Source organism: uncultured Microbacterium sp. (assembly GCF_913776565.1).
Classification (GTDB): Bacteria; Actinomycetota; Actinomycetes; order Actinomycetales; family Microbacteriaceae; genus Microbacterium.
Genome location: NZ_CAJYPF010000277.1, coordinates 1 through 10,917, shown reverse-complemented (window position 1 = coordinate 10,917; position 10,917 = coordinate 1). Strand labels below are relative to the sequence as shown.

Genomic DNA, 10,917 nt, shown 5'->3' with positions numbered 1-10,917 from the left:
CCACCGAGGGCGAGCCCCTGCGCATCCCCGACGCCAAGAACGTCGACCGCGGCATCGACCGCACCATCGGCGGTTGGACGATGTGGTCCGACGAGTTCTCGTACGAGGGACCCTGGGCCGACGACGTTCAGCGCAGCGCCCTCGCCCTCAAACTCCTGCTGTTCAGCCCGACGGGTGCCATCGCGGCCGCGGCGACCACCTCTCTTCCCGAGAACCCGCGCGGCGGCAAGAACTGGGACTACCGCTACGCCTGGGTGCGCGATCTCGCCTACACGGCCCACGCCTGGGTCGGTTTCGGGCTGCGCGAAGAGACGCACGCCGCGATCTCGTGGCTGCTGCGGACGATCCGTAAGAACGGCCCCGAAGTGCAGGTCATGTACACCCTCGACGGCGACGCCGAGATCGGCCTCGAGAAGCACGAGGTGCCCGGCTGGAACGGCAACAAGCCCGTCGTCACCGGCAACCCCGCGCAGGGGCAGTTGCAGCTCGGCGTCTACGGCGACCTCATCGCCCTGTGCCGCACGTACGTCGAGGCCGGCAACCGCCTCGACACCCAGACGGGTCGACTGCTCGCCGATGTGGCCGACCGCACGTGCGACCTGTGGCGCCGCAGGGACTCCGGCATGTGGGAGCTGCCCGAACTGCGCCACTACACCTCGTCGAAGATGGGCTGCTGGAAAGCCCTCGACGACGCGCAGTGGCTCGCCGCCGGCGGCCACATCCCCGACAACGGCGACCGCTGGCGTGCCGAACGCGACCGCATCCACCGCTGGGTCGAGGAGCGCTGCTGGTCGGACGCGCTGCAGGCGTACACCCTCGCCCCCGGCACTGACGACCTCGACGCGTCGGTGCTGCTGCACGCCCCCACCGGGTTCGACCGCGGCGAGCGGATGTCGAAGACCCTCGACGCCATCACCGAACGCCTCACCACCGACACCCACCTGGTCTACCGGTACACGGGCATGGACCAGGAGGAGCAGACCTTCGTCGCCTGCGCCTTCTGGCGGGCCACGGCGCTGGCCTGCGTCGGACGACACGCCGAGGCGATCGAGGCGATGGACGCGCTGGTCGCCCAGGGCAACGACGTCGGCGTCTACTCCGAGATGATCGCCGAGTCGGACGGCGCCTTTTGGGGCAACCTGCCGCAGGCGCTGAGCCACCTGGCCCTCATCAACGCCGCCCTCGTCATCCGCGACCTGGTCGACGACGCCGATCTCGGGGATCGCTGCCCCGGCGTTCCCCGCACCCGTCGGGACGGTCTCGTTCCGGCATCCCCCCGAAAGGACTCGCCATGACTTCGCAGTACACGTTCACCGATCCCTCGAAGCTGTACGCCGACATCGATCCGCGGTCCCAGGAGGCGAAGGAGCCCGGCCTCGACGCCGAACTCACCCCGAAGGCCGCGCTGGGCGAGGACACCTACGTCGGCAGCGACCGACTGAAGGGGCGCAAGGCCCTGATCACGGGAGCCGACAGCGGCATCGGCGCGGCCACCGCGATCGCCTTCGCCCGCGAGGGCGCCTCGGTCGCGATGTCGTACCTGCCCGAAGAGAAGGTGGATGCCGACCGCATCGCCGGTATCCTGCGCGACGCCGGCGCCACCGTCGTCCAGATCCCCGGCGATCTGCGCGAGCGCGACTACGCGCGCACCCTGGTGAAAGAGGCGGTCGAGGGCCTCGGCGGCCTCGACATCGTCGTCAACAACGGCGGGAAGCAGCTCTTCAACGAGGACATCACGACGCTCTCGGACGAGCAGTTCGACGACACGTTCAAGACCAACGTCTACGCGATGTTCTGGATCTGCAAAGAGGCCGTGCCGCATCTGGCGCCCGGTTCGACCATCATCAACACCACCTCGATCCAGGCGTACTCGCCCGCGCCGATCCTGGTCGACTACGCCTCGACGAAGGCCACCATCAACACCTTCACCAAGGCCCTCGGTCAGCAGCTCGCGCCGAAGGGCATCCGCGTGAACGCGGTCGCTCCCGGCCCGATCTGGACGCCCCTGCAGGTCACCGACGGTCAGCCCGACGAGAAGGTCGACGAGTTCGGCGAGGAGACCCCGCTGGGACGCATGGGCCAGCCGGCCGAACTCGCGCCCGCCTATGTGTACCTCGCGTCGGCGGAGTCGAGCTACGTCATCGGTGAGACGCTGAACGTCAACGGCGGGATGCCGACGCCGTAAGCGTTCGCGCAAAGAGAGGCCGTCGTCCGGGGTCGGACGGCGGCCCCTTTCGCGTGGGGGGCCGTCGACGGGCTCAGGGGCCGGTCCCTTCGACGGGCTCAGGGACCGACGGGCTCAGGGACCGGCGGGCTCCGGGACCGGCGGGCTCAGGGACCGGCGGCTCCGGCACCGGGGGCTCCGTCGCCGGGGCGGGACGGGGCGCGTCAGTCCTCCAGCGGCTTGCGGTAGAAGACCTCGCCGTCGTCGGTGGTCTCGCTACGGTGATAACCCTCGCGCTCGTACAGGCGCTGGTTGGCTTCGCTGAGCGCTCCGGTGAACAGTTCGGCCTGGGTGGCGCCCGCGTCGCGACCGCGCTGCTCGACCGCGGTCAGCAGGTGCGTGCCCCACCCCTCGCCCTGCTGGTCGGGGGCGATGGCGAGCCGGCCGATCAGCAGCAGGTCGCCGTCGAGGCGGGCGCGCACGGCGCCCACGATCCGGCCGTCCGCGACGGCCACGCACCCGAGGTTGTCGACGAGCTCGGCGTGGAGCTCCTCGAGCGTCTGCGTGAGGGGCGGCATGTCGGGGTCGCCGTAGATCAACGCCTCGCTGGCGAAAGCGGCGCGCTGGATGGTGAGCACCTCACCGGCGTCATCGGGGGTGATGGGGCGGATGTCGGACGAGTCGGCCATGTGATTCTCCTCGGGCGGTCTTCTGATCGGGGGCGGTTATCATGAGCACCTGCGCGCCTCGCTCCTCGGCGGGACGGTGCACTCTGCCATGAACGATTTCTTCGACGCGCGCGTCCGCACCGGCGACATGACCGAGACGCTCGCGTGGCTGCACGCCGAGTACGGCCAGGTCGACGTGCTGGCCGAGCGCGCGTCCATCGCCGAGCGGGCAAGCGGCGACGAGACCTTCGCCCTGCGGCACCTGGAATGGGATTGCCGCGCCGAGGTGGTCTACGACTGCGACCGCTTCTTCTTCGCCACCTCGGCGGCCGGGCTCCGCTGGCGCGTCGGCACGAGCGAGGGTGACTTCAGCGTCGACCCGGGGATCGTGCAGCCCGGCCAGCAGTTCGTCGGTCGTCCCGACGTCACCGATGTGCACCTGATCGCGTTCGACGCCGACTGGTTCGCCGAGGCGGCCCGCACGATCTACGGAGACGACGAGCTCGACGTCCGCTTCGACGGCATCGCCCCGGTGAGCCGACGCCTGCGGGATTACTGGGTGCAGACGGTGCGGTGGTCGTTCACGCAGCTGCCGTTGCTGTCGGAGCCGCTCGTGCGTGCGCACGTGCGGCGAGCCCTCGTCGCCGCGACGCTCGAAGCCTTCCCCCTCGTCGGCGATCCTCGCGAGCGACGGGCATCGGCCCTGGAGCAGGCGGCGATCTATGCCGACGCGACGTCGTGGATCGACGACCACGCCTCGTTGCCCGTGACCGTCGACGACGCCGCGCGCGCGGTCGGTACCAGCGCGCGGGGTCTGCGTCGCGCGTTCGCCGCGAACGGTCATCTGGCTGTGAGCCCCGAGGAGTATCTCGGGCTGGCACGTGTGAGCGCGGCGCACGCCGATCTCGTCGGCGCCGACCCGACCGTCACCACGGTCGCCGCGGTGGCCGCGCGATGGGGGTTCATCGACATCGGCGCGTTCGTCGCGGCGTACCGCGAGGAGTACGGTGTGCACCCGCGGACGACGTTGGCGCGCTGACGCCTCAGCGGTCGCGGTCGGTGTACTCGCCGGGGTTCTCGAGATCCTCGCGGGATTCGTCGCCGCCCGGAAGCTCGACGTCGGTGTAGGCCCCCGCCTCGTCGGTGCGGGGACGGTCCTCGCTGCCGTCGGCGTTCTGCCGGTCGACGTACTCGCCGGGCAGGTCGGCGCTGCCGCGGTCGGACGTGCCGTCGGGCAACTGCACATCGGTGTACTGCCCCTCGTCGGGCCCGGTGCCGTGTCCCTTGGCCTGCTCATCGTGGTCGCGCTCGGCCATGGCCGCCTCCTGAGTTCGTGGTGATCCGACGTTAGACCCCCGGATGCCGCACCCGCAGCACTCTTGACAGGGTGGCCGTGCGCGGGGCCTCGTTCACGCCGAGAAGATGTCGCGTGCGCGGGGCCGGCGGACCGCCGCGACGGCGTCGAGAGCGGGACCCAGCTCGGGATGGCCGAAGACGAAGCCCGCCTCGGTCAGCGCGCGCGGGACGGCCCATCGGCTCTTGAGAACGAGCTCGGGTTCGTTGCGCAGCAGCGCCATCGCCGGGTCGAGCATCCAGCGGTACGCCGGCAGGCCGAACGGCATCCGCGAGACCCGCCGCACCTCGCGCATGAGCGTGCGGTTGTCGCTGACGCCGGGGGCCGACAGGTTGACGGGACCCGCGAGGTCGTCACGGTCCCGCAGGAAGCGGACGGATGCCACGACGTCGTCGATGTGGATCCAGCTGAAGCGCTGGTGTCCCCGCGTGCGGTGCCAGGACGAACGCACCGGCCCGGTCGGGCGCGCGCCGATGCCGCGGTACCGGCGGTGCGGGAACCACCAGCTGTCGATCTGCGGGCCGCCCAGGCCCAGCCGGCCGAGCGCCAGCAGCATCCGCGTCGCCGGTCCGTCGCCCAGCACGATGGCCATGCGCAGCGCGACGCGGCGCGTGGCGGGGAGGTCGCCCGCGAAGAACGCCCGCTCCCAGCTCGTCGCGACATCGACCGAGAACCCCTCGCCGATCACACCGTGCACCTCGTCGTTGCCGCGCCTGGTCTCATGCCGGTAGATCGTGGCGGTGGAGGCGTTCATCCATACGCGCGGCGGGTGTGCGGCGGTGGTGACCGCGGCGTGCAGGGCCCGCGTGGTGTCGACCCGCGAGCGCAGGATCTCGTCGCGATTCGCGTCGGTGTACCGGCACGACACGATCTTGCCGGCGAGGTTCATCAGCACCTCGGCGCCGTCCACCAGCCGGGCGATCGCGGCATCGTCGCCCCAGACGGCCGATCCGGAGCGGCCCACGGTGAACACGTCGAAACCGTCGTCCTCGAACGCACGGGCGACAGCGCGGCCGACGAAGCCGCTCGCGCCGGCGATGACGACTCGGGGTCGGGGCACGGCATCCTCCTGGGGTCGGTCCCCCCCACCGTAGGGGGTCGACGGTGCGGGACGGCGCGCGATGCTTCGACACCGACCGGTCGAGCGGGGGAGAGAGGCCGGGACTGACACAATGGATGCCATGCGACGACAGGCCCGGGCGACGCGCGCTCTGCGCGGCGGAGCCGCCGCCTGCGTCGCGACCTTCGTCGCGCTGCTGACTCACGTCACCGCCGGGGGCGCCATGCCGGGGCCGCTCGGGATCATCGTCCCGCTCGCCCTGTCGTTCGCGGCCTGCACCGCGGTCTCGGGACGGCGGCTGTCGCTCGTGCGCACGGCCGTGGCGGTCGCGCTCAGTCAGGTTCTGTTCCACACCCTGTTCGTCCTGGGCGGGTACGACCTCGCCGCCGCGGGCCATCAGCATCACGGCGCGAGCCCCGCTCTCGCCGATGCGGGCACGACCGTCGTGGTGAGCGCCGATGCGCCGATGTGGCTCGGGCACGCCGTCGCCGTCGCCCTGACGACCCTGGCGCTGCATCGTGGCGAGCGCACCCTCTCCCGTCTGCGTTTGCTCGCCCAGCGCAGCGTCGCGTGGCTGCGCGCCCGCGTACGCCTGGCGCTCGGGCCTCTCGCGCCCGTCCCCGTGCGTCGCGTCTTCGCCGATGTCGTCGCCGCCGTGCGTCCGACCTCCACGCTCGTCCTCCTCGCCGCGCGGCGGCGCGGCCCGCCCCTCGTCGCGGCCTGAGTCCGGCCCCTCCGCGCGTTCCCGCGCGCATCGGCCGACCGTGATCGACCGCGCCGTCCGCGCGGGCGAGAGCGGCCTCCCGGCGTCGACGAGACGCTTTCCGTACCCCCGCCCGTCTCGCCGACGGCTCGGCATCCACCCGTGTCGCACACGGGCCGCTGCCTGCTGCCGTCGGTGCGGCGGCACCGCTGCCGCGTGCGATGCGCGCGAGCGGTGAGTGACGAGCGCGTCCACGCGCTCGGAAAGAGATCGCACACCCATGTTCCGCCTGCGCGCTTTCGCGGCCGGGCTGGCCGTGGCTGCCGTCGTCGTCCTGACGTCAGTAATCCCGGCATCCGCCCACGATCAACTCCTGTCCAGTTCACCGACCGAGGGTGAGAGGCTGCCCTCCGCTCCCGATGAGATCTCCTTGAGCTTCTCGGCCGACGTGCTTCAGATGGGCGCCGAGGTGGTCGTCGCCGACGGCGACGGCACCGACTGGGTGGCGACCGATCCGCAGATCCGCGCGGGCGCGGTCACCGTGCTGCTGAAGGGCGGCATGCCCGACGCGGGATACGAGGTGCGCTGGCGCGTCGTCTCGAGCGACGGGCACCCGATCTCGGGGGTCATCCCCTTCACCGTCGGCGACGCGGCTCCCCTCGAGCGGGTCGCGGTCGATCCCGTTCCCGCCGCCTCGAGCGGGACCGCGAGCGAGGCGCGCGACGACGGCGCGGGCATCCCCCGCATCGTCGGCGTCGCCGCCATCGGGGCGGGCGCAGCTCTCGTCGTCTTCGTCGTCTTCTTCTTCCTCAGCCGTCGCGCCGGGCGCGACGCGCACTCCTGAAAGGCTTGTCATGACTGTTCGCACCACGCTCCTCGGCGCTCTTCGCACCACCTCCCTCGCCACCGCCGTCTCGGTGGTCGCCGTTCTCGGCCTCGCCGGCTGCGCGAACGGCGCTTCGCCCCAGGCTTCGGCGCCGCAGGCCGCCTCGTTCTCGGCATCCGATGTCTGGGTCAAGGCCGCCGACGCGGGGATGACCGCCGGCTTCGGCACCCTCCGCAACGACGGCGACAGCGACCTGACCGTCGTGTCGGCGACCGATGAGGCGACCTCGTCGATGCAGCTGCACGAGACGATGCAGAACGAGTCCGGCCAGATGGTCATGCGCGAGATCGAGGGCGGCTTCGTCATCCCCGCGCACGGCAGCCTGGAGCTCGCTCCCGGCGGGAACCACCTGATGTTCATGGACGTCACGAGCGCGCTGCGCGCGGGCGCGGAGACCACCATCACCCTCACCTTCGCCGACGACTCCACCGCCGAGATCACCGCCCCCGTGAAGGAGTTCTCGGGCGCGAACGAGAACTACGAGGGCGGCGACATGGGCGACATGGACATGGGTCACTGATGGCCCGCCGAGACAGACGCCCCGCCGAAAGCGCAGGTGCGACCAGGCGCACCTTCCTGCTCGGCGGGGCGGTCGCGGGCGTCGGGGCGGTGGCGGCGATCGGGATCGACGCGGCCGTGTCCGCCCGTGCGCAGGACCCCGGGGCGTCGACGCCGCTCAACGGCGAGACGACCGTGCCGTTCTACGGGACGCATCAGGCGGGCGTCGACACCGACGCCCAGGCGCACGTCTCGCTCATCGCGTTGGACCTTCTCGCGGAGGTCGACCGCGACGGGATGCGTCGCCTCATGCGCACCCTCACCGATGACGCCGCCCGGCTGACCCAGGGGCGCGGCGCTCTGGCCGACACCGAACCCGAGCTGGCCGTCGCCCCCGCGCGACTGACGGTGACGTTCGGATTCGGCCCGGCCTTCGTGGCGCGCGCCGGGGCATCGGCGCCGGCGTGGCTGCAGCCTCTCCCGGCGTTCGGGATCGACCGCCTCCGGCCGGAGTACGGCGACGGCGACCTGCTGCTGCAGGTCGCGGCCGACGACCCCGTGACCGTCGCGCACGCGGCGCGCATGCTGCTCAAGGACGCGCGGGCGTTCGCCGCCGTGCGGTGGGTGCAGCAGGGCTTCCGTCGAGCGCACGGTACCGAGCGCCCCGGGACGACGATGCGCAACCTCTTCGGCCAGGTCGACGGCACCGCCAACCCGGTGCCCGGGACCACCGCCTTCGACGACATCGTCTGGGCGCGGGAGGGATGGCTCGCCGGGGGAACCGGGATGGTGGTGCGGCGTATCGCGATGGACCTCGACAAGTGGGACCACCTCGACCGCCCCGGCCGCGATCAGGCGGTCGGGAGGTTCCAGTCCTCGGGCGCCCCTCTCACCGGCACCGACGAGTTCGACGAACCCGACTTCGACGCGACGGATGCCATCGGCTTCCCCGTCATCGCCGAGTTCTCGCACCTGCGGCGCTCGCGTCCGGATGACCCCACGCAGCGGATCTTCCGCCGCGGCTACAACTACGACCAGACGCCGCCCGCCGGCGCGGTCAGCGACGCGGGCCTGCTGTTCGTGTCGTTCCAAGCAGACATCGAAAGGCAGTTCGTGCCCATCCAACGCAGACTCGACGAGCTCGATCTCCTCAACGAGTGGACGACCCCCATCGGATCGGCGGTGTTCGCGGTGCCCCCGGGATGCCGCGAGGGCGGCTTCATCGGAGAGGGGATCCTGTCGTGACCACGACCATCGAACCCGCCGAGCCCGCCGCGGAGGCACCGGCTCCCCGCCCGGGTGCGGCCTCGCGTCCCGGCCGCGGCGGGTGGTTCACCCCGCTGCTGCGACGCCTGCACTTCTTCGCAGGTCTCCTCGTGGGACCGTTCATCCTCGTCGCGGCGGTGAGCGGAGCGCTGTACGCCGTCACCCCGACGCTCGAGAAGGTCGTCTACGCGCACGAGCTGACCGCGGCCTCGGATGCCGCCGGGGTGCCGTTGGCCGCGCAGATCGAAGCGGCCGAGGCGTATCTCGGCGACGGATCGACGCCCGTCGCCGTGCGCCCCGCCCCCGAGGCCGGGGCGACCACGCGCGTCATGTTCGCCGACGAGACACTGCCCGAGAGCACCACGCGGGCGATCTTCGTCGATCCGGCCACGACCGAGATCCGCGGCGACCTCCCCGCCTACGGCACGAGCGGCGCCCTGCCCCTGCGGCACTGGATCAGCGACCTGCACCGGTCGCTGCACGTGGGCGATGTGTGGCGCTGGTACAGCGAGCTCGCGGCATCCTGGCTCGGGATCGTCGCCCTCGCGGGGCTCGGGCTGTGGCTCGGACGCTTCGTGCGCTCGCGCCGGGGACGCCGCGACCTGCTGCGCCCCAACCCGCGCCACACCGGGTACCGGCGGTTGTCGGGGTGGCACACCTCGGTGGGGATCTGGGTCGTGCTGGGCGCGGTGTTCCTCTCGGCGACCGGCATCACCTGGTCGACGTTCGCGGGAGCCCATGTGTCCGACCTGCGCGCCGCCGTCGGAGAGGGCACTCCCGCGCTGACGACCTCGCTCGACGGCGCGGCGGCCGCGGGCGGTGAGCACGCCGGGCATGCCGGACACGGCGGCGCGGCCTCGTCGCCGACGGGTGCGGCCAACCCCGCGACCTTCGACGCGGTCCTCGCGATCGCGCAGCGCATCAACGTCAACAGCGGAGACGTCGAGATCAAACCCCCGGCCGCCGCGGGGAAGGCGTGGGTGGTGCAGGAGATCCACCGCAGCTTCCCGACCGAAGTGGATGCCGTCGCGATCGACGGATCGAGCATGCAGGTGACCGACCGGATCGACTTCGCCGACTTCCCGCTGCTGGCGAAGCTGTCGCGCTGGGGGATCGACCTGCACATGGGGACGATGTTCGGCCTCGCGAACCAGCTCGTGCTGTTCGCGCTCGCGCTCGGCATCGCGGCCCTGGTGGTGCTGGGATACGCGATGTGGTGGAAGCGGCGACCGACCCGCGGCCTCGCCACCGCCCCCGCGCGCGGGGTGCTCGGTCGCGCGCCGTGGTGGGGGATCGCGGCGGTCCTCGCCGTCGCGATCGCGATCGGGCTGTTCCTGCCGCTCGTGGGCTACACCCTCGCGGCGTTCGTGGTGATCGACGTGCTGCTCGGCTGGCGCGCCCGCCGCGCCGTGGCCGCGGCGGCACGCGGAGCCGCGTCGCGCTAAGAATCCGAGGCGGCATTCCGCGGACGCGCCTCGCCGGCGGTCGTCCGCGGGGTGCCGCCTCTGTCTGCGCCGTGGCCGCTCCCCGCACCTCCGCCGTGAGACGGAGGCGGGCGACGCCGCGTGCTCGTAGCGTGGGAGGACCCGCCGGAAGGACCCCCGTGACTCTCGCCCGTCGCCTCACCGCCCTCGTCTCGCTCGTCGCCGTCGCCGCCCTCACCGCGTGCACGAGCGCGAAACCCGCTCCGAGCGGGAGTCCCGCGGCATCCGTCGACATCCCCGCCACCCCGGTGGGGGAGCGCATGACGTGGATCATCGACGTGTTCGAGGCCGAGGACGACACCACCCCCGGCGCGTGGGCCCGCGTGCTGGACGAGAACTTCCAGAAGCAGGTGCCGGCCGAGCAGGTCGCCGAGATGGTGAACCGGCAGATCCGTCCGGCGGCGCCCTTCACCGTGACCGCCTACACCGGGACCGAGACGCAGGCCCGTGCCACGCTCGCCGGTGCCCTCGGCGACCCGTTCGACCTCACGCTCGCGATCGACTCCGCCGGGCGGGTCACCACGATGCTGCTCGGTCCGGTGGCCCCCGCATGGGAGCCCTCGACCTCGCTCGACGAGGTGGAGCAGCGGTTGCGCGAGCTGCCCGGCCAGGTGAGCGCGCTCGTGCAGCGCGGCGACGAGACGGTCGTGTCGATCGACGCCGACCGCTCCGCGCCCCTGGCATCGGTGTTCAAGCTGTACGTGCTCCTGGCGGTGGCGGATGCCGTGGCATCCGGCGAACTGTCGTGGGACGACACGCTCGTGCTCGACGACGCCGACCGCAGCCTCCCCTCAGGTGAGCTGCAGGACGCTCCCCCCGGCACCGAGGTGTCGG

Annotated in this window: 12 protein-coding genes and 1 pseudogene; 9 read left to right on the top strand and 4 right to left on the bottom strand. The window is 72.1% G+C overall.

Annotated features, from left to right (window positions below; translation table 11 throughout):
* Positions 1 to 80: 80 nt before the first annotated feature.
* Positions 81 to 959, top strand: a pseudogene (locus QZ433_RS15030) (glycoside hydrolase family 15 protein); the annotation flags it as partial.
* Here QZ433_RS15030 and QZ433_RS15140 read toward each other — a convergent pair.
* Positions 947 to 1,081 carry a Vmc-like lipoprotein signal peptide domain-containing protein gene (locus QZ433_RS15140; RefSeq protein WP_366761955.1) on the bottom strand — a complete coding sequence of 45 codons (135 nt, stop codon included), beginning with the start codon at positions 1,079 to 1,081 and terminating at the stop codon, positions 947 to 949. The pseudogene QZ433_RS15030 and the gene QZ433_RS15140 sit on opposite strands and share 13 nt — an antisense overlap.
* A 210-nt stretch (positions 1,082 to 1,291) precedes the next feature.
* On the opposite strand from QZ433_RS15140, the gene QZ433_RS15025 reads away from it, so the two are divergent.
* On the top strand, positions 1,292 to 2,185 hold the full coding sequence (locus QZ433_RS15025) for an SDR family oxidoreductase (RefSeq protein WP_295785006.1): 894 nt from the start codon (positions 1,292 to 1,294) through the stop codon (positions 2,183 to 2,185).
* A gap of 203 nt (positions 2,186 to 2,388) precedes the next feature.
* Here QZ433_RS15025 and QZ433_RS15020 read toward each other — a convergent pair whose 3' ends face one another.
* Positions 2,389 to 2,853, bottom strand: a complete 465-nt coding sequence (locus tag QZ433_RS15020) for a GNAT family N-acetyltransferase (protein ID WP_295785004.1) — start codon at positions 2,851 to 2,853, stop codon at positions 2,389 to 2,391.
* A gap of 88 nt (positions 2,854 to 2,941) precedes the next feature.
* Between QZ433_RS15020 and QZ433_RS15015 the strand changes: the two genes are divergently transcribed.
* The gene (locus QZ433_RS15015; protein WP_295785002.1) at positions 2,942 to 3,871 is read left to right on the top strand and encodes an AraC family transcriptional regulator; all 930 of its coding nucleotides are present in this window, start codon (positions 2,942 to 2,944) and stop codon (positions 3,869 to 3,871) included.
* Positions 3,872 to 3,875: 4 nt separating this feature from the next.
* Here the strand turns inward: QZ433_RS15015 and QZ433_RS15010 are convergent, their stop codons facing one another.
* Complete coding sequence (locus QZ433_RS15010) at positions 3,876 to 4,148, bottom strand: hypothetical protein (protein ID WP_295785000.1); 273 nt, start codon at positions 4,146 to 4,148, stop codon at positions 3,876 to 3,878.
* A 93-nt stretch (positions 4,149 to 4,241) separates the two neighbouring features.
* Positions 4,242 to 5,246: a DUF1731 domain-containing protein gene (locus QZ433_RS15005; RefSeq protein WP_295784999.1), complete on the bottom strand. Its 1,005-nt coding sequence runs from the start codon at positions 5,244 to 5,246 to the stop codon at positions 4,242 to 4,244.
* Between the two features lie 121 nt (positions 5,247 to 5,367).
* Between QZ433_RS15005 and QZ433_RS15000 the strand changes: the two genes are divergently transcribed.
* The 6 genes from QZ433_RS15000 to QZ433_RS14975 form a co-directional block, all read left to right on the top strand.
* Complete coding sequence (locus tag QZ433_RS15000) at positions 5,368 to 5,970, top strand: hypothetical protein (RefSeq protein WP_295784997.1); 603 nt, start codon at positions 5,368 to 5,370, stop codon at positions 5,968 to 5,970.
* Between the two features lie 259 nt (positions 5,971 to 6,229).
* A complete protein-coding gene (locus QZ433_RS14995; RefSeq protein WP_295784995.1) occupies positions 6,230 to 6,793 on the top strand; it encodes a copper resistance CopC family protein in 564 nt (187 codons plus the stop codon).
* A 10-nt stretch (positions 6,794 to 6,803) separates the two neighbouring features.
* Entirely contained in the window at positions 6,804 to 7,355 is a 552-nt protein-coding gene (locus QZ433_RS14990) for a copper chaperone PCu(A)C (RefSeq protein WP_295784993.1), read from the top strand.
* Positions 7,355 to 8,578 carry a Dyp-type peroxidase gene (locus QZ433_RS14985; protein WP_295784991.1) on the top strand — a complete coding sequence of 408 codons (1,224 nt, stop codon included), beginning with the start codon at positions 7,355 to 7,357 and terminating at the stop codon, positions 8,576 to 8,578. Before QZ433_RS14990 ends, QZ433_RS14985 begins: the two co-directional genes overlap by 1 nt.
* Positions 8,575 to 10,044 carry a PepSY-associated TM helix domain-containing protein gene (locus tag QZ433_RS14980; RefSeq protein WP_295784989.1) on the top strand — a complete coding sequence of 490 codons (1,470 nt, stop codon included), beginning with the start codon at positions 8,575 to 8,577 and terminating at the stop codon, positions 10,042 to 10,044. The genes QZ433_RS14985 and QZ433_RS14980 overlap by 4 nt, the downstream gene beginning before the upstream one ends.
* Before the next feature lie 158 nt (positions 10,045 to 10,202).
* A partial coding sequence (locus QZ433_RS14975) for a Cpe/LpqF family protein (RefSeq protein ID WP_295784987.1) occupies positions 10,203 to 10,917 on the top strand: 715 nt, incomplete at its 3' end.